The 18649-nt window shown below is 73.8% G+C and carries 12 protein-coding genes; 5 read left to right on the forward strand and 7 right to left on the reverse strand.

The features are described from left to right. Positions 1-118 precede the first annotated feature (118 nt). The gene (locus HKK73_RS12735; protein WP_171468144.1) at positions 119-5191 is read right to left on the reverse strand and encodes a glycoside hydrolase domain-containing protein; all 5073 of its coding nucleotides are present in this window, start codon (positions 5189-5191) and stop codon (positions 119-121) included. Positions 5192-5576: 385 nt separating this feature from the next. Between HKK73_RS12735 and HKK73_RS12740 the strand changes: the two genes are divergently transcribed. Then, positions 5577-8312, forward strand: a complete 2736-nt coding sequence (locus HKK73_RS12740; protein ID WP_043657742.1) for an RNA helicase — start codon at positions 5577-5579, stop codon at positions 8310-8312. A 37-nt stretch (positions 8313-8349) separates the two neighbouring features. Here the strand turns inward: HKK73_RS12740 and HKK73_RS12745 are convergent, their stop codons facing one another. Beyond that, positions 8350-8775 (reverse strand): carboxymuconolactone decarboxylase family protein, encoded by a 426-nt coding sequence (locus HKK73_RS12745; protein ID WP_034650365.1) that lies wholly within the window; start codon positions 8773-8775, stop codon positions 8350-8352. An 89-nt stretch (positions 8776-8864) separates the two neighbouring features. Between HKK73_RS12745 and HKK73_RS12750 the strand changes: the two genes are divergently transcribed. From HKK73_RS12750 to HKK73_RS12765, 4 genes are all read left to right on the forward strand, one after another. Next, positions 8865-9590, forward strand: a complete 726-nt coding sequence (locus HKK73_RS12750) for a VIT family protein (RefSeq protein ID WP_171468145.1) — start codon at positions 8865-8867, stop codon at positions 9588-9590. A 25-nt stretch (positions 9591-9615) separates the two neighbouring features. Then, positions 9616-10119, forward strand: a complete 504-nt coding sequence (gene ybaK, locus HKK73_RS12755; protein ID WP_171468146.1) for a Cys-tRNA(Pro) deacylase — start codon at positions 9616-9618, stop codon at positions 10117-10119. Between the two features lie 61 nt (positions 10120-10180). Continuing rightward, positions 10181-11884 (forward strand): recombinase family protein, encoded by a 1704-nt coding sequence (locus tag HKK73_RS12760; protein WP_081600202.1) that lies wholly within the window; start codon positions 10181-10183, stop codon positions 11882-11884. 9 nt (positions 11885-11893) lie between these two features. Beyond that, positions 11894-12664 (forward strand): YggS family pyridoxal phosphate-dependent enzyme, encoded by a 771-nt coding sequence (locus tag HKK73_RS12765; RefSeq protein WP_171468147.1) that lies wholly within the window; start codon positions 11894-11896, stop codon positions 12662-12664. Between the two features lie 81 nt (positions 12665-12745). Here the strand turns inward: HKK73_RS12765 and HKK73_RS12770 are convergent, their stop codons facing one another. From HKK73_RS12770 to HKK73_RS12790, 5 genes are read right to left on the reverse strand one after another with little or no spacing between them, the layout of a single operon-like run. Further along, entirely contained in the window at positions 12746-13738 is a 993-nt protein-coding gene (locus HKK73_RS12770; RefSeq protein ID WP_083711907.1) for an N-acetylmuramic acid 6-phosphate etherase, read from the reverse strand. Further along, on the reverse strand, positions 13735-15036 hold the full coding sequence (locus tag HKK73_RS12775) for an anhydro-N-acetylmuramic acid kinase (protein WP_171468148.1): 1302 nt from the start codon (positions 15034-15036) through the stop codon (positions 13735-13737). Before HKK73_RS12775 ends, HKK73_RS12770 begins: the two co-directional genes overlap by 4 nt. After that, positions 15033-16733: a glycoside hydrolase family 3 N-terminal domain-containing protein gene (locus HKK73_RS12780; RefSeq protein WP_171468149.1), complete on the reverse strand. Its 1701-nt coding sequence runs from the start codon at positions 16731-16733 to the stop codon at positions 15033-15035. Before HKK73_RS12780 ends, HKK73_RS12775 begins: the two co-directional genes overlap by 4 nt. Continuing rightward, positions 16730-17566, reverse strand: coding sequence for a carbohydrate ABC transporter permease (locus HKK73_RS12785; RefSeq protein ID WP_371810625.1), 837 nt, complete (start codon positions 17564-17566; stop codon positions 16730-16732). The genes HKK73_RS12780 and HKK73_RS12785 overlap by 4 nt, the downstream gene beginning before the upstream one ends. A gap of 56 nt (positions 17567-17622) precedes the next feature. Next, positions 17623-18627 carry a carbohydrate ABC transporter permease gene (locus tag HKK73_RS12790; protein ID WP_085387622.1) on the reverse strand — a complete coding sequence of 335 codons (1005 nt, stop codon included), beginning with the start codon at positions 18625-18627 and terminating at the stop codon, positions 17623-17625. Positions 18628-18649 lie beyond the last annotated feature (22 nt).

Below are 18649 nucleotides of genomic sequence, written 5' to 3' on the forward strand. Positions count from 1 at the left end.
GGTGGCGCCTCCGTCGTCGGTCGGGGCTCCAGCGTGCCCGGTCCGCCGCGGAGGCGCCAGGGTGCCGACCCGGAAGGCGCCCCGTCGGCGCCTCCCGGGTCGGTGGTGCGTCCTGCGGTCAGGAGCAGGACGGGACGGTGACGACCTGCTCGACCGTCTGGGTGCCGTCCGCCCCCGTCGCCGTGACGGTGACGTCCAGGTCGCCCGTCGCGGACCGCGCGGCGAACGACTGGTACGCGCTCGCGCCCGGCGCGACGCCGGTGAACGACCTCGTCCCGAGCGACGACGCGAGCTCGACGTCGACGGCCGCGTCGGAGACGTTCACCGCGCGGACCGCGACGTAGGGCTTGCCGGCGAGGCAGCGCGGGCTGACCTCGACCTCGACGAGCACGACGTCGGCCGGCTCCTCCAGGGCGTCGACGGCGCCCTGGAGCGCGAGCCGCGCGTCGTGCAGCGCCGCGTCTGACGCCGCGGCGTCGTCGAGCGTCCCGGTCGCCGCGGCGAGCGCCGTGCGGAAGGCCTGCCAGGACTCAGGGCTGTACCCCTCGTCGGTCAGGGTCTCCGCGCTCGCCACGAGGTTCTCGAGCCGACGGCGCTCGGCGGGAACGAGCTGGTCGGTGGCCAGGCCGAGGCGCCGGGCCCGCTCGTCGGCCTGCGCCTGGGTGGCGCCGGCGTCGGCGAGCACGGACCGTGCCGCCGCGAGCTCGCGCGTGAAGACGCGCGCGTCGATCCGGCCGTACCGCGCGATCTCCGCCTCGGGCGTCCCGGCCGCGTCGACCACCGCCGCGAGCGCCGCGGTGTCGGTCGGCGGGACCTCGACGTCGTACGCGTCCGTGAAGAAGCGCATGCTGTCGAGGTTGGCGACGTACGGGTGGTCGGCGTACGCCTCGGTCGACAGGCGCACCCACACCTGGTGCTTGCCGCGCACCGTGCTCGGGAGGTCGACGACGGCGGTCCCGTCCGTGGTCCAGCTCGACCCGGTGCTCGGCAGCGGCACCGTGACGAACGGCTCGCCCGGGTTGGCCGGGTCGAACGCGTCGAGGTACACCGACAGGGCCGAGTTCTTCCCGGACCGGTTCGCGTTGTGCACGTAGCGCACGGAGAGCTGGTCGAGCGCGGCGGACCCGAGGTCGATCTCACCGTAGGCGAGCCAGTCGCCGTCCGCGGTGCCGCCGACGTTCGTCACCGGCCCGCTCGTCCAGGTCGAGGACTCGTTCTTGAGCCCCCGGCCCGAGTGCGACGTCCACGCCTCGGACTCGACGACGACCGACGTCGGGCCGCCCGGCGAGAACGTCAGGCTGTCGAGGTTCGCGACGTACGGGTGGTCGGCGTACGGCTCGGTCGACAGGCGCACGAACACCTCGTGCGTCCCCTGCACCGTCTCGGGAAGGACGACGGTCGCGGTCCCGTCCGCGGTCCAGCTCGACCCGGTCGTCGGCAGCGGCACGGTGACGAACGGCTCCCCCGGGTTCTCCGGGTCGAACGCGTCGAGGTACACCGACAGCGCGGAGTTGTTCCCGGACCGGTTGGCGTTGTGCACGTAGTGGACCGACAGCTCGCCGAGCGGGAGCTCACCGAGGTCGACCTCGCCGTAGGCGATCCAGTCGCCGTCCGCGGTGCCGCCGACGTTCGTCACCGGACCGCTCGTCCAGGTCGAGGACTCCTTCTTGAGCCCGCGACCGGAGCTCGCGGTCCAGTCCTCGGCCTCGATCGTCACCGTCGGCGACTCGCCCGGCTGGCCCGGGGTCGCCGGGTCCTCGGCGCTGAACCGGAACCAGTCGAAGTTGCCGACCCAGCTCCGCCCCGACGGCGCGAGGAGCTCGAACGTCACGACCTGCGCGTCGACGAGCGCCTGCACGTCGCCCAGCTCCGCCGTCACCTCGGCGTACCTGCCCCAGCCGCTCGTGCCCTTGAGGTCGACGGTCGCGACCACGGGGCCGCTCACGTCGCCCGCGTGCACGCGCACGGTGCTCGGCGTGTCCGTCGGGGCGAAGCTCGTGTCGTACCGGACCGTGAGGAAGCGCGGCGAGGTGTCCCCGGCCGCGGTCTCGAAGGTCATGTCGCGGTACTGCACCCACGACCCGGAACGCACGCCGCCGAGGTTGCCGGACGAGCTGTTCGCCTCGTTCTTCAGCTCCCCGCCCGACCACGCCTCGGACTGCTCGGCCTCGAGCGTGCGGTACCCGCCGCCCGTGAGGTCGAGCGCGTCTGCCGCCGCACCGAGCCGGTCGGCCGCGAACCGCAGCGCGATGCTCGTCGCGGCCTCGTCACCGAGGGCCTCCTGCGCCTTCGTCAGCGCGGTGGAGAACCGGTCGAACGTCACCGAGGAGTAGTTCCCGTGCCGCACGAGCACGGCGTCGTCGACGAGCGCGGCGAGCGCGTCGCGCTCGGCGGAAGCCACGGACAGCCGCAGGGGCGAGCGCACCGAGACGCCCTGTCCCTGGAGCGTCGCCGCGGCGACGCCGTCGGCGAGCGCGGCGTCGCGCAGGTGCACGAAGAAGCGCGCGTCGGCGGACGCCGTCCCCGTCAGGGAGACGGTCAGCGCGGTCGGCGACGCGACCGTCACCGCCGCCGTGACGCCGTCGGGCAGCCCGACGACGCTCGCCGCCCCGCTCGTGACGAGGTCCGTACCGGCGGGCGCGGCGAGGCGGGCGCCGTCGAGCGTGAGCGTCACGGTCGCGTCGAGCGCGCCGCCGTCGCCGGTCTGCACGGTGGTCGGTTCGGCGCTGACGCGCGGTCCCTCGGCCGGCTCGTCGGTCGCGGTGCTCATCGAGAACGCGGGCGCGGTGTCCGTGCCCCAGTCGCTCGGCTGCTCGCCCATGCGGAACGCGAGGTCCGCGCCCCCGACCACGGTCGCGTAGTCGACCCACGTGTTGCCGAACGTCGCGCCGTCGAGCGTCGCGGACTGGACGTAGAACGCGTCCTCCGAGACGCCGTCGGCCGTGACCGTGAAGGCGCTGCCGTCGTCGTAGGTGATGGTCGTCGAATCGAAGAACGGTGACCCGACCTGGAACTGGGACGAGCCCGCGGTCACCGGGAACAGCCCGACGGCCGCGGCGACGAACATCGTCGACATCGTGCCCGCGTCGTTGTCCATCGTGGGGAGCATCCCGCGCGGGTCGAGCCGGTAGACCTTCGTCCTCACGGGCGGCGTGAACTCGCCGCCGCCGCTCGGGACGGCGCTCGAGGAGCCCGTCGCGATGTACCGGTTCCAGGTCTCCTTCGTGTAGATCGCGCGCGCCCACTTCTGCGTGAGGCTCGGCTCACCCGTGTAGTTGAACAGGTACGGCGCCTGCAGGTCGATCTCGTTGGCGTTCGAGTGGAGCATGGCCTTGCCGTCGTCCGGTGCGTGCTCCCCGAACATGTGACGCATCGCGAGGCGGGCCGCCTCGGGGCCGCCCATCGCCTCGACGAGCGCGTCCATGTCGTACGCGTCGTACCAGTGGTACTGCCAGAGCGTGCCCTGGTAGAGGCTCGCGGCCTCGAAGCGCTCGTGGTCCGCGCTCTGCCACGAGCCGTCGGCAGCACGCGGGGTGAGGAGGCCGACCGGGGTGCCGTCGGCCGCGGTCCACGCGCCCGGCTTCGTGAGCTTCTCGATCGGCCACGACGCCTGCTCGCGCAGCGTCTCGGCCTCGTCGGTCAGCCCGAGCGCGTCCGCGATCACGGAGAGGCCGTACTGGTCGTAGCCCCGCTGCACCGACGCGCCGGGGTTGCCCGCCACGTAGCCGCGCCGGAGCTCGTCCGCGCTGTACTGCCCCACGAGGCGCTGGAGCGCGGGGTACGCCTCGTCGAGGCGGTCGAACCCGTCGAAGCCCTTGGCGATCGCGTCCGCGACCACGACCGACGACCGCTCCCAGCGCACCGTCGGGACGGAGTGCACGAACCCGCCGAGCCCGCCGCCGGTCCCCGTCGCCTCGGCGTCCGCGAACAGGTAGATCAGCGACTGCACCATGTCCCGGTACAGCGCCGGGTCGATGTACGCGATGACGGAGAACTTGCGGAAGTCGTCCCACGTGGCCCACGAGTCGTAGTACGTGAAGCCCTGCGCGGCGTGCACCGCGCCGTCGACGCCGCGGTACGTGCCCGAGGTGCTCGTCGCGTTCATCGGCATCGCGAACATGCGGTAGAGGTGCGTGTAGAAGAGCTGCTGGAGCTCGCCCGTCGGGTCCGTCGCCGTCGAGGCGTCGATGGCGACCCGCCCCAGCGTCGCGTTCCACTCCGCGCGCGTGCGATCACGGATCGCGTCGAACGACAGGTCGCCGAGCTCGACCCGCTGGTCGATCCGCGCCTGCTCGACGCTCACCGGCGACAGGGTGACCTGGAGCCCGACCTCCCCGGCGTCGGCCGGGTCGAACGTGAGGATCGCGCCGGTGTCGACGCCGTCCTGGGCGGTCGCGTCGACGAGCCGGTCGTCGTCGCCCCAGGTCTGCACCGTCGCGGGCTGGAGCGTGCGCGCGGTGTAGTACAGCGTGTAGGCCGCGTTGTAGAAGTAGCCCGTGACCTGCCCGGACAGCTCCACGGTGCCGTCCGCGCGCGTCTCGACCTGCACCGACGACGACCGGCGGCTCGTGTTGTTCGTCTCGAGGTCCACCACGAGGCTCGGCGTCGAGCCGGCGGGGAACGCGTAGCGGTGCACGCCCGAGCGGGTGGTGGCCGCGACCTCGGCCTCGATCGTGCCCGGTGCACCGGTGATGGCACCGTCCTTGCCGGCGATGTTGCCGAGCCCGACGGAGTAGAAGCCCGGTCCGGCGTCCTCGTCGTCGTGCGAGAACGGGTGCGCGTACGTGCCCGTGCCGGGGCGCGCCGTGTACGACCCGGACGTCGGCACCACGAGGAGGTCACCACCGCCGCCGGAGCCCCCGACCCCGTCGAGGTTGGTGTGCGTGAAGCCCGAGATCTTCGACTGCGCGTAGTCGTACCCGGTGTTGTTGCGGCCCGGGGTCGTGCGTGGGTTGACCTTCGCGAGGCCGTTCGGCGCCTGCGCGGCCGGCATGTCGTTGCCGTAGTCACCCTCGGTGCCGACGAAGACGTCGACCAGGGACGCGTAGTCGGCCGACGGCGGCTCGGGGGCGGCGCTCGCGGCGGTCGCGGGCGCGAGGCCGACGACGGCGAGCGCCACAGCGAGCGCGCCCGCGACCAGCCGCGGGGCGGGCCGGCGCGGGCGGTCCGGGATCGTGGTCCCGGGGGTCACGGATCTGGGGTGCAGGGATCGGGGGGTCGGCAGGCTGGGAGCCATGGTGTCCTCGGGCAGGGGCCGACGGCGGGGGGGCGCCGGGGCGGCCAGGTCGGTCGGGGGTGAGGTGGCGTGGGGTGGCGGGGGCGGGCCCGCGCCACCCTGTCAGGGGCAGGTGACGAGCGGGTGATCTGCGGGTGACCGCACGGGGTGCTCCCTCCGTCCCACGGCGGCGTGGGCTCGGTGGTCGTCGGTGACGCGGAGGCCGGACGCGCGTCCCGTGCACGTCCGGGGCTACCCTCGCACACGTTGACAGCGCTATCAACCCCCGTCTCACTCCTCGCCGATCGCCCCGGGCTGCGGTCCGGCGACCCGCCTGCGCGACACCTGACAGACTCGTCCCGTGACCACCACGACCGGCCGCACCCCGGCTCTCCTCGCGCACGTGCCCGCCCCGACGGGCAAGGCCCCCGACCCGGACGCGCTCTACGAGGGGTTCACCACCTGGGCGACGGAGCAGGGTCTCGAGCTCTACCCCCACCAGAGCGAGGCGCTCATCGAGCTGGTCACCGGCTCGCACGTCATCCTCTCGACGCCCACCGGGTCGGGGAAGTCGCTCGTCGCGATGGGCGCCCAGTTCGCGGCGCTCGCCGCGCACCGCTCGGGCCGCGGCGGCCGCACCTACTACACCGCGCCGCTCAAGGCGCTCGTCAGCGAGAAGTTCTTCGCGCTCGTCGCGGCGTTCGGCTCCAAGAACGTGGGCATGACGACGGGCGACTCCGCCGTGAACCCCGACGCGCCGATCATCTGCTGCACGGCCGAGATCCTCGCGAACATCGCGCTGCGCCGCGGCGGCGAGAACGCCGGTGCGGACGACGAGGACGCGATCTCGCAGGTCGTCATGGACGAGTTCCACTTCTACGCCGACCCGCAGCGCGGCTGGGCGTGGCAGGTGCCGCTGCTCGAGCTGCCGAACACCCAGTTCCTGCTCATGTCCGCGACGCTCGGCGACACGACCCGGTTCGTCGAGGAGCTCGAGGAGCGCACCGGCCGGCCCGTCGCCGAGGTGACCACCGCGCAGCGGCCGGTCCCCCTGCACTTCAGCTACGTCGTCGAGCCGCTCACCGAGGTCATCGAGGAGCTCGTCAGCACGCGCCGCGCGCCCGTGTACGTCGTGCACTTCACACAGAAGGACGCGGTCGAGCGCGCGCAGTCCCTGCTGTCGATGAACGTCGCGACGAAGTCCGAGAAGGAGGCCATCGCCGCCGAGCTCGGCGACTTCCGCTTCGGCACCGGGTTCGGCAAGACGCTCAGCAAGTTCCTGCGCCACGGCGTCGGCGTGCACCACGCGGGCATGCTGCCCAAGTACCGGCGCGTCGTCGAGCGCCTCACGCAGGCGGGCCTGCTCAAGGTCGTGTGCGGCACGGACACGCTCGGCGTCGGCATCAACGTACCGATCCGCACCGTGCTGCTCACGAGCCTCGTGAAGTTCGACGGCGAGCGCATGCGCCACCTCACGGCACGCGAGTTCCACCAGATCGCGGGGCGCGCAGGCCGCGCCGGGTACGACACCGTGGGCGAGGTGCTCGTCATGGCACCCGAGCACGTCATCGAGAACCGCAAGATGCTCGCCAAGGCGGGCGACGACCCGAAGAAGCTCAAGAAGATCGTCCGCAAGAAGGCGCCGCAGGGCTCGGTCAACTGGACCGACGCGACGTTCGAGCGCCTGCGCGACGCCGAGCCCGAGCCGCTGACGAGCCACTTCACCGTCACGCACGCCATGGTGCTCAACGTCCTCGCGCGCACCGCGCAGCACGGTCGCGGCGGCCAGGCCGACGCGAGCGACCCGCGCCGCGACCCGGTCGAGGCCATGCGCCACCTCCTCCTCGCGAACCACGACACCGAGTCGCAGCGCCGCGAGCACGTGCGCCAGACGTTCCGCATCTACCGCTCGCTGCGCGTCGCGGGGATCGTCGAGCGCGTGCGCGTCCCCGACCCGTCGCGCCCCGCGGGCTACCGCCCGAGCGTGCGCCTCGTCGGCGACCTGCCGCGCGAGTTCGCGCTCAACCAGCCGCTGTCGCCGTTCGCGCTCGCGGCCCTGGACCTGCTCGACGTCGAGGGCGCGACCCACGCGCTCGACGTCGTCTCCGTCATCGAGGCGACGCTCGACGACCCGCGCCAGGTCCTCTACGCCCAGCAGAACGCCGCCAAGGGCGAGGCCGTCGCCGCGATGAAGGCCGAGGGGTACGAGTACGAGGAGCGCATGGCGCTGCTCGAGGAGATCACGTGGCCCAAGCCGCTCGAGGAGCTGCTCGCGCCCGCGTTCGCGATGTACAAGCGGTCCAACCCGTGGGTCGCGGACGCCGAGCTCTCCCCCAAGTCCGTGGTCCGCGACATGGTCGAGCGCGCCATGACGTTCGCGGAGTTCGTGTCCGTCTACGGGCTCGAGCGCACGGAGGGCGTGGTGCTGCGCTACCTCGCGGACGCCTACCGCGCGCTGCGCCAGGTCGTCCCCGAGGAGCACCGCACCGAGGAGGTGCAGGAGATCGTCGAGTGGCTCGGCGAGCTGGTGCGCGGCGTCGACTCGTCGCTCCTCGACGAGTGGGAGCGCCTGGCGCACCCGGTCGACGACGACGCGGACACCGAGGTGGGCGACGGCCCGCTCTCCGGGGCGGGGGCCGAGGCGCCGACGCGTCCCGTCACAGGCAACCCGCGCGCGTTCCGCCGCCTCGTGCGCAACGCGCTGTTCAAGCGCGTGGAGCTCGCGGCGCGTGAGGACTACCGCGCGCTCGGCGCGCTCGACGGCGGCGCGGGCTGGGACGCGGACGCGTGGGGCGACGCGCTCGACCCGCTCTTCGAGGACCAGGGCGACGACGCGATCGGCATCGGGCCCGGGGCCCGCTCCGCGGCGCTGTTCCGCGTCGTCGAGGCGGGCGCCGAGCTGCCCGCGGGCCACGAGGGCCCGACTGCGGAGCACGCCCCCGGCGGCGTCGTGCCCGCGGGCACGTGGCTCGTGCGGCAGGTGCTCGACGACCCGGCGGGCGACCACGACTGGGCGATCACGGCGAGCGTCGACCTCGCGGCGAGCGACGAGGCGGGCGAGCCCGTGGTGACGGTGCTCGCCGTCGGGCCGCTGTAGGCCGGGCGAGACCGGAGGGGCGCGCCGGCCCCCGCCCTCACTCGACCGGCAGGAGCCCGCGCCGCCCGAAGACCTCCTTCGCGACCGCGGTCGCGTTGAGAGCGCGCGGGAAGCCGCAGTACACCGCCGACTGCAGGAGCGCCTCGACGATCTCCCGGGGCGTCAGCCCGACGTCGAGCGCGGTCCCCACGTGGATGTCGAGCTGGGCCTCGCACCCGCCGAGCGCGGCGAGCATCCCGAGCGTGACGAGCTGGCGGTCCCGCGGTTCCAGGTGCGGGCGCGCGTACATCTCGCCGTACGCCCACGCCGAGATCTGGTGCTCGAGCTCGGGCGAGACGTCGGCGAGCGCCTCGGCGATGGCGGCGGGCGCCGCCTCGTTGACCGCGCCGAACACCGCCCGCCCGTGCTCGTAGCGCTCCGCGCGCGTCGTCGGCCGTTCGTCCGTGGAGTTCCCCTGCGTCACGCGGAGCAGGGTAGAGGACGCGCGGCGGTCGGGGTCGACGGTCTCGCGCCCCGGGTCGCGCCGCGCCGGTCGCGTCTTACGGTGAACCCATGAGCGACGCACCGCGCACCGGTCGGCACCCCGGCGAGCCCCACCACCCGGAGAGCACGGGCTCGCGGCTCAACCGGCTCCGGGCGGGTGTGCTCGGCGCGAACGACGGCATCGTCTCGACGGCGGGCGTCGTCGTGGGCGTCGCGGCGACGAGCACGTCGATCCCCGTCATCGCGACCGCGGGCGGCGCGGCGCTGCTCGCGGGCGCGCTGTCCATGGCCGCGGGCGAGTACGTCTCGGTGAGCACGCAGCGCGACACCGAGAAGGCGCTGCTGGCGACCGAGCGGCGCGAGCTCGCGGAGATGCCGGACGCGGAGCTCGACGAGCTCGCCGGCCTCTACGAGGCGAAGGGCCTGACGCCCGACCTCGCACGCCAGGTCGCCGTCCAGCTCACCGAGCGCGACCCGCTCGCCGCGCACGCGGACGCGGAGCTGCACATCGACCCCGACGAGCTCACGAGCCCGTGGGAGGCCGCGGTCGCGTCGATCGTGTCGTTCACCGTCGGCGGGCTGCTGCCGCTCGCGGCGATCCTCCTCGCCCCGGCGACCATCCGCATCCCGCTCACCTTCGTCGCCGTCGTGCTCGCGCTCGTCCTCACCGGCTGGGGGTCGGCACGCCTGGGCAACGCGCCGACGCGCCGCGCGACGGTCCGGACCGTCGTCGGCGGCGCGGTCGCGATGGGCGTGACGTACGCGATCGGCTCGCTGCTCGACGTGAACGTCTAGCTCGCCGCTGCGGCAGAATCGGGCCGTGGCCAAGAAGTCGAAATCCTCCGCGCACGCCGGCACGCCCGCGGTCGCCCTCCTCGAGCGCGAAGGGGTCGCGCACACGCTCCACCCGTACGAGCACGACCCGTCGAGCGAGCTGTCCTTCGGGCTCGAGGCAGCCGCGGCCATCGGGGTGCCCGCGGGGCAGGTGTTCAAGACGCTGCTCGCCGTGGTCGACGGCGGCCCGCTCGTGGTGGGGATCGTGCCGGTCGACCGACAGCTCGACCTCAAGGCGCTCGCCAAGGCCGCAGGCGGCAAGAAGGCGAGCATGGCCGAGCCCGCCGCGGCCGAGCGCGCGACGGGCTACGTCGTCGGCGGGATCTCGCCGCTGGGCCAGAAGCAGCCCCACCGCACGTTCCTCGACGACAGCGCGCTCGCGTTCGACGCCGTCTACGTCTCGGGCGGGCGCCGCGGGCTCGACCTGGGCCTGGCGCCCGCGGACCTGCTGCGCCTCACCGCGGGCACGGCCGCCCCGATCGCGAGGTAGTACAGCACTCCTGCGGCTCACCGCGCGTGTCGGGGGCGATGGCTACTCTCCCGACCAACACATGTGCCGATGGTCGGCCGTTCAGGAGCAGCAGGGGTGCACCGTGGAGTCTTCATCCAACGTGTCAGCGGGCTCGCGCGCGGTCGGGTATCAACGAGTCAGTCAGAGGCGTCAGGCAGCTCGCTTCGGCCTCGTTCGCCAGGAGAACGCAGTCCGTGCCTACGCGGACGACAGTTCCTGGCGCTACCTTCGATCCTTCGTCGACCTCGGTGTCTCACGACTCTCCGCGCCCTCCCGACGGCCTGGGTTCTCGGCGCTCGTGACCGCTGCCGAGCGACACGACTTCGAGGTCGTGGTGATCGACAGCATCGACCGGCTCGGTTCAGGACGAGACATCTGGGACACCGTGGACGCGTTGGCCGCCGCTGGGGTCGCGCTCGCCGTGTCGTCGCTGAGGGTCGACGATCTGTGCCGGTTGGGGCGCGCGGTGGTGGAGGTCCTCGCTGCACGCGCTGCTGCCGAGGTGGATGACATCCGCCGTCGGACGCAAGGTGGACTTCAGGCAAAGGCGCAATCGACCGGCGCCCCTCACATCGGCGGAAGACCGCCTTTCGGGTACCGCGTCGCCAGAGACCAGCTCTCGTCACCGCACCTCGAGATCGACCAGTCGGAGGCTCGGACGATCACCGAGACGGTCGACCTCGTTCTCCGCGACGGCGTGTCGTTCGCCGCGGCGGCAGCCAGGCTCAACATCGAGGGTCGACCAACCCGTTCGGGACGCCCCTGGACCGAGGGCAACCTGCGGAGCAGGGTCCTCTCCACCGCGACCATCGACGCCGTCATCCACTTCCGGGGGCGGCATGCTCTCCGTGGACGGGACGGCGAGCCGCTCTGGGGCGAGAGCGTCAGGATCTCTCTACCGAGAATCGTCAGCGAGAGCGACGCGGACGCGCTCGTAGCACGCTTTCGTCGAACAACCCCGTCGCGAAGGCGCTCGGCGTACCCACTCTCCGGGAGGATGACCTCTCCGTGCGGCAGGACGTACACGGGCGCCGACTCGAGCACACTCTCCTGGGGCTACCGTGGATATCGCTGCAGGGGCCGCTACCAGGCCGACGTTCCTCCGTGCGCATGCGCGTCACTCGATGCCGACCTCGTGGAAGACCACGTCTGGCTCTCAGTCTGCGACATGGTGGAAGCTCGTGGTGCCGACGACCTTGTTGAGCACGTGTCGAGTCTTGCAGCTGACGACGGGACGCTCGGGTCCTTGCGCGCGGTCAAGCGGCCCGAGCTCCGCCACGTCGCGTTGAACGTACTGGACGCCACCGTGGCGGTCCTCGAGGACCGCGAAGCCCGTCGCGGAGGAGCCCCGTGTGCCGCCGAGGTGTGGCACAGAGAGCACGGAATCGGCGTATTGCCCCGGGATCTGTCGGATGAGGAGTGGGGGGCCATCGCTCCTCTGTTCTCCCGAGGGCGAGGAGACCGCGCCCGCAGGAGCGTTGACGCGATCTTTGCCAAGGTCCGCACGGGCGCCTCCTGGCCGACGCTGCGCGCCGCCTACGGCTCGACGAGCACCGCGTCCCACCACTTCGCCGACTGGACGCGGGACGGGACATGGGAGAACGTCTGCCATGCACTCGGCGGAGCGCTGTGTGCGGACGTAGCGGCCTCTCGACAGCTACCCATACTCACCATCTCTCTCGGCGCGTGGAGGGAGGAGGGCTCGATCCAGTCGCTTGGCGATGCACGAGGAGTGACTACCTAGACTGGCCGCATGCCCCTCCCCGAGCCGTCGTCCGTGCTGCCCGCGCAGATCGCGCAGAACCTCGCCCGGGTGCGGACCCGGGTGGACGACGCCGCGCGCGCGGCCGGGCGTGCGGCGTCGGACGTGCGGCTGCTCGTGGCGACGAAGACCCAGCCTGCCGACGCGGTCCGCGCGGTGGTCGAGGCGGGCGCGGACCTCATCGGCGAGAACCGCGTGCAGGAGCTCGTCGCGAAGGCGCCCGACCTCGCCGACCTCGTCGCCGCGGGGCGGGTCGAGGTCCACATGATCGGCCATCTCCAGCGCAACAAGGTGAACCAGGTCCTCGCTACCGCGACCGGGGTCGAGAGCGTGGACTCGCTCGCGCTCGCCGAGGCGCTCGCGGCGCGCTGCGCGCGCGACGGCCGCGTGCTCGACGTCCTGGTGCAGGTCAACGTCTCGGGCGAGGAGTCGAAGTCGGGCGTGCGGCCCGACGACGCGCCCGCCCTCGCGACGACGGTCGCCGCGCTCGACGGGCTGCGGCTCGCGGGCTTCATGACGATCGGCGCGAACTCGCCCGACGAGGCCGTGGTGCGCGCGGGCTTCGCGCGCCTGCGCGCGGTGCGCGACGCCGTCGTGGGGTCGGGCGCGCCCGGGACCGCGGACGCCCGCGCGCTGTCCATGGGCATGAGCGGCGACCTGGAGCTCGCGGTCGCCGAGGGCGCGACGATCGTCCGCGTCGGCACCGCCGTCTTCGGCCCCCGCCCCACCCCGCCGAGGGAGAGCCCCGGCACGCCGAGGTAGAGGCCAGGTAGACCGAGGTAGAGGCCTGGTCGCGACCACGGCTCTACCTCGCGGTACCCGGCCTCTCCCTCGGCAGGGTGGTCATCGCGCGGGGAGTGCGCCCAGCCGGGCGAGCGCGCCGCGGACGCCGGCCACGCCGTCGCCGGCCAGCGCCTCGCGCGCGGCGTCGGCCTCGACGCCCGCGAGGAGCATCACGAGCGCGACGTGCACCTCGCCGTCGGCCGCGCGCAGCACGTCCTCGCACTCCGCCGAGCCCAGCCCGGTCGCCTGCACGAGCATCCGGACGATGCGTGCGCGCAGCTTCTGGTTGGTCGGGCGCACGTCGATCATGAGGTTCGAGTACGTCTTGCCGAGGCGGATCATCGTCGCGGTCGAGAACGTGTTGAGCACGAGCTTCTGGGCCGTCGCCGCCTTCATGCGCGTGGAGCCCGTGACGACCTCGGGGCCCGTGTCGACGAGGATCGCGACGTCCACCCCGGCCGCGAGCGGCGCGTCGGGGTTGGCCGAGACGAGCACCGTGCGCGCCCCGCGCTCGCGCGCGACGTCGAGTGCCCCGCGCACGTACGGGGTGCGGCCGCTCGCCGCGAGCCCGACGACGACGTCGCGCGGGCCGACCGCGTCGACGTCGGCGCGCCCGAGCGCCACGTCGTCCTCCGCCCCCTCGACGGCCAGCATCATCGCGCCCACGCCGCCGGCGAGGTGCGCGACGAACCACTCCTCGCCCACGCCGTACGTCGGCAGGAGCTCGACGGCGTCGAGCACGCCGAGGCGGCCCGACGTGCCCGACCCCACGTAGTGCACGCGGCCGCCGGAGCGCAGCGCCTCCACGGCGAGGTCGACGGCCTGCGCGATGCGGCCGCGCTGGGCCCGCACCGCGTCCGCGACGACGGCGTCCTCCTCGGTGATGAGCCGGACGACGTCCGCCGTCGGGAGCAGGTCGACGTCGGTCGTGCGCGGGTTGCGCTCCTCGGTCGGCGAGGCGAGGCGCACCAGCTCCTGCCACTCGTCGGGGCTCGAGGTGGTGCTCGCAGCCCCGCTCGGAGTGCCGCTCGTGGCGACGGTCGGGTCGGTCATCGGGAGGTTCCCTTCGTCGGGTCCGGCAGCGGACCCTGGGTGCGCGGGCCCGGGTGCAGGCCGTGCGGGGTGTTGGCGAGCGCCAGACGGCGCACCGGGCCGCTCGCGGCGGGCCACGGCAGCGGCGTGGGCGGGGTGAGCGAGCCGAGGACGACCGCGCGGCGGGCCCCCGTCGCCCGACGGCGGTGCTCGCCGGCGGCGGTGCCCGGCAGTCCGTGGGCCGACAGGAAGCCGAGGAGCGCGAAGAGGTACGCCTCCTTCGCGTCGACCGGCAGGCCGAGCGCCTCGGACGTCACGACCTCGCACGCGTGCGGCACGCGCTCGGCGAGCGCCGCGCGCAGCCGGTCGAGGAGCACGGGGTTGCGTGCTCCCCCGCCGGACGCGACGACGCGGCGCACGTCGCGGCCCGCGAGCGCGTCGGCGACACTGACCGCGGTGAGCTCGGTGAGCGTCGCGACGAGGTCGGGGCCGGTGAGCCCCGGGCGCACGGACGCGAGCCGGCGGGCCGTGTACGTCGTGTCGAAGAGCTCGCGGCCCGTCGACTTCGGGGCCGGCGCGGCGAAGTACGGGTCGTCGAGCAGGGCGGCGAGCGCCACCGGGTCGACCGTGCCCTGCGCGGCGAGCTCGCCGTCCTTGTCGTACGCGAGACGGCCGTCGGTGAGCGCCGCGGCCGCGACGTCGAGCAGGCAGTTGCCGGGGCCCGTGTCCCAGCCGGTGACCGGGTCGTCGACGCGCCCCACGAGGGACACGTTCGCGATCCCCCCGATGTTGAGGGCTGCGGTGAGCCCGGCGTCCGCGGCCGCGTCGGCGCCCGCGTCCTCGCGCCCGAGCCAGAGCGCGTCGAGCACGCTGACGAGCGGCGCGCCGTGGCCGCCGGCCGCGACGTCGGCCACGCGGAAGTCGCTGATGACCGGGCGCTTGACGTGCTCGGCGACCCACGCGGCGTTGCCGAGCTGGAGCGTGCCGCGGGCCCGCGCCCCGACGACCCAGTGGTAGATCGTCTGGCCGTGGGACGCGACGAGGTCGACGTCGCCGCCGGCGACGTCGTCGATCGCGCGCCGACCGGCGCGGCCGAGCTCCTGCCCGATGAGGGTGTCGAGCTGGGCCACCTCGGCGACGTCGACGGCGGCGGGCGGCAGCGCCTTGAGGATGCGCTCGCGCAGGGCGCGCGGCCACGCGTACTCCGTGTGGCCGAGGGGCCGCATGCGCAGCACGCCGTCGTCGCCGAGCGTGAGGTCGGCCGCGGCCGCGTCGATCGCGTCGACCGACGTGCCGGAGGACAGTCCGAGGACGATCATCGCTCTCCCTCCCCCGCCGCGCCGACGGTCAGGTCGGCGCCACGCGTCTCCGGGTCCGGGCTCGTGCGCGGGCCCGCGGCCCCCTGCAGGAGCGCGACGGCGGCGCGCGCGTTGGCGCGCCCCGTCCCGCACGCGACCACGACCGTGCGGTCCGCACCGAACCACGCCCCGACGGCACCGGGGAACCCGGTGTGCACGACGGCGGCGTCGGGCCGCGCGGCGAGCAGCTCCGTGAGCCGTGCGTGCTCGCCCGAGCCGGGCACCGGCTCGCGCGTGAGGACGACGAGCGGGCGGTCGGCCGCGCGCACGGCGTCGAGCGTGCGCGCCCACGCCTCGGCGTCGGCCGGGCGCAGGTGCCGCACGTCGGGGCCGAACGCGTCGTCGAGCGCGCGCTGGACGTGCTGCGCGGTGCGGCCCGCGGCGTGGTCGAACCGCAGGCGCAGGTCGACGACGTCGGGCGCCGCAGTCACGGACGCCTGCTGCGGTGCGGGGCCGGCGAACCGGACGGCGCGCGCCGCGACGCGGGCGCCCACCTGGTCGAGGGCGTCGAGCGCGGCGCGCGCGGACTCCGGCGAGGGGACGACCCCGCTCGCGGCCTGGCGCGCGCGCACCGCGGCGAGGGTGCGCGCCGTGCGCGCGGCGGACGCGCGCAGGCGCTCGACCGTGACCCGGCCGGACACGACGGCGTCCACGAGCGCGCGCTGCGCCTGGCGGAACAGGACCTCGTCGTCGCGCCCGACGGTCGTGCCCAGGCACAGCAGGTCGGCGCCGGCTTCCACCGCGCGGACCGCGACCTCGCCGATGCCGTGCGGCGCGGCGTCGTCGGCACGGGACGAGGAGCCCGCGTCGTCCGCCGCGAACGTCGCGACCGCGCCCATGTCGAGCGCGTCGGTGACGATCGGGCCGTCGAACCCGAGCTCGCGCACGAGCGCGCCGACGGCGGGCTCGAGCGTCGCGGGCAGCGCGCCGAGCGCGGGGACGACGACGTGCGCCGTCATCACGGCGTCGAGCAGCGCGTCGTCGGACCCGTCGTCCGGGGCGATGGTCGCGACGAACGGCGGCAGGTCGCGCGCGCGGAGCTCGTCGAGGCTCGCGTCCACGACCGGGAGGGCGAGGTGCGAGTCGACGTTCGTCGCGCCGTGCCCCGGGAAGTGCTTGCCGCACGCACCCGCGCCGCCCGCGTGCAGGCCGCGGACGAACGCCGCGCCGTGGCGGGCGACGAGCGCCGGGTCCGCGCCGAACGAGCGCACGCCGATCACGGGGTTGTCGGGGTCGGAGTTCACGTCGAGGTCGGGCGCGAGGTCGAGGTCGACGCCCGTCGCGGTGAGCAGACGACCGAGCGCGGCGCCGACCTCCTCGGTGACCGCGACGTCGTCGACCAGCCCGAGGGCCGCGTTGCCGGGCAGGCTCGAGCCGGTCGCCGCCTCGAGCCGGGACACGTCCCCGCCCTCCTCGTCGACCGCGACGAGGAGGTCGGGCGACGCGCCGCGCAGGCGCGCGGTGAGCCGCGCGGTGGTCGCGACGTCGGGCGTGTTGTGCCCGAACAGCACGACCCCGGCCAGGCCGTCGCGCGCCGCGTCGACGAGCCACGCCGGCAGGTCGTCCGTGCCGGTGAACCCGGGCAGGAGCACGCCGTTCACGGCGCGCACCACGTCGGTCGCACGCTGCGCCCCGGTCGGGGGCGTCGCGCCGCTCATCCCTTCACCGACCCGGCGGTGAGGCCCGAGGACAGGTTGCGCTGCACGAGGACGAAGAACACGAGCACGGGCAGCGTGATGATCGTCGACGCGGCCATGACGGCGCCCCAGTCGGTCGTGTTCTCGCCGAAGAACTTCTGCAGCCCGATCGGCACGGTGTACTTGCTCGACTGCTGGAGGAACGTCAGCGCGAAGATGAACTCGTTCCACGCGGTGATGAAGGAGAAGACGCTCGTCGCGACGACCCCGGGCGCGACGAGCGGCACCAGGACCTTCCAGAACATGCGCCCCCACGACGCGCCGTCGAGGAACGCCGCCTCCTCGAGCTCGACCGGGACCGCGGCGACGAAGCCGCGCAGCGTCCAGATCGCGAAGGGCAGCGCGAACGCGAGGTACACGACCGCCAGGCCCAGGAGCGAGTTGAGCATGTTGAGGTTGCGCATCTGGATGAACAGCGGGATGACGAGCGCCTCGAGCGGCACCATCTGCACCATGAGGATGAGCACGAGCATCGACTTGCGGAACCGGAAGCGGAACCGGCTCACCGCGACGGCGGCGAGCAGCGCCACGACCGACGACGCGAGCACCGTGCCGAGCGCGACGAGCACCGAGTTGCGCAGGTAGTGGCCGAACCCGCCGTCGTCGATCACGGTGACGAAGTTGTCCCACGTGACGCCGGCGGGAAGGAGCCGGGCGCCGCGCGTCGCGGCCTCCGGGTCGATCGCCGAGGAGAACATCCAGTAGGCGGGGAAGAGCGAGAAGACGAGGAGGGCGACGATCCCCAGGGTCTTGGCCGCCGCGACGCCAGGTCGGCGGCGGCGGGCGCGCAGCACCTGCTCGGTGCGGGCGCCGGGCCCGGGGGTGGCGCGGGTGTCGACGACGGCGGCGCTCACAGCTCCTCCTCCTTGAACAGGGTGCGCATGTACACGAGCGTGATGCCGAGCAGGATGAGCGTGAGCAGGACCGCGATCGCCGCGCCCATGCCGTACTTGCCCTGCGCGAACGACTGGATGTACGACCACACGCCGAGGTTGAAGACGTCCTTGTTCCCGCCGTTGCCGCCGGGCATGAGGTAGATCTGCGTGAAGACCTTGAAGTCCCAGATGGTCGACAGGATCGTCACGACCGCGAACACGGGGCGCAGGATGGGCGCGGTGATGGCCCAGAACCGGCGCCACGCCGTCGCGCCGTCGACCTTGGCGGCCTCGTGCAGCTCGTGCGGGATCGTCATGAGCCCCGCGAGCACGGTGATCGCGACGAACGGGAACCCGTGGTGCACCACGTTGAGCGTCGCGATGGCGTAGAACGACAGGCGCTCCGTGAACCAGTTGACCGTGCCGGGCTCGATCGCGCCCACGCCCTCGAGCACCGAGGCGACGAGGCCGTTCAGCGGGTCGAAGATCCACACCCACACGTACGTGCCCGTGATCGCCGGGACCGCCCAGGCGACCATGATCGCCGTCGCGCCGACGCCCCGCCAGAACCCGCCGAGCGTGTTGAGGAACAGCGCGACCGCCGTCCCGAGCGCGACCGTGAGCACGACGCACGCGAGCGCGAACAGCACGGTGTTGGGCAGGACCGTGGTCCACAGGTAGCTGTCGCCGAGCAGGTCGGCGTAGTTCTGGAGCCCGATCCAGTTCGACTCGCCGCTCGCGATCTGCCGCAGGCCGTAGTCCTGCAGCGAGAGCAGCACGACGCGCACGAGCGGCCACAGGAGCAGGACGCCGAGGACGACGAGTCCCGGGGCCAGCAGCAGCCAGGGGCGCAGCGGGGAACGGTGGCCGAGGCCCGTGCGGCGCCGTCGTGCGGCGGTCGGCACGGTGCTCGACGGCGGCCGGTCGGCCGGGGCGGCCGGGGCCGGCGAGGCGCCGGGCGCGGCTCGAAGGTCTGCCATGGGAGAGGTCCTGTCGCGGGGT

Origin of the sequence: Cellulosimicrobium sp. 72-3, assembly GCF_013127315.1 — a bacterium.
In the GTDB taxonomy this organism is placed as follows: domain Bacteria; phylum Actinomycetota; class Actinomycetes; order Actinomycetales; family Cellulomonadaceae; genus Cellulosimicrobium; species Cellulosimicrobium funkei.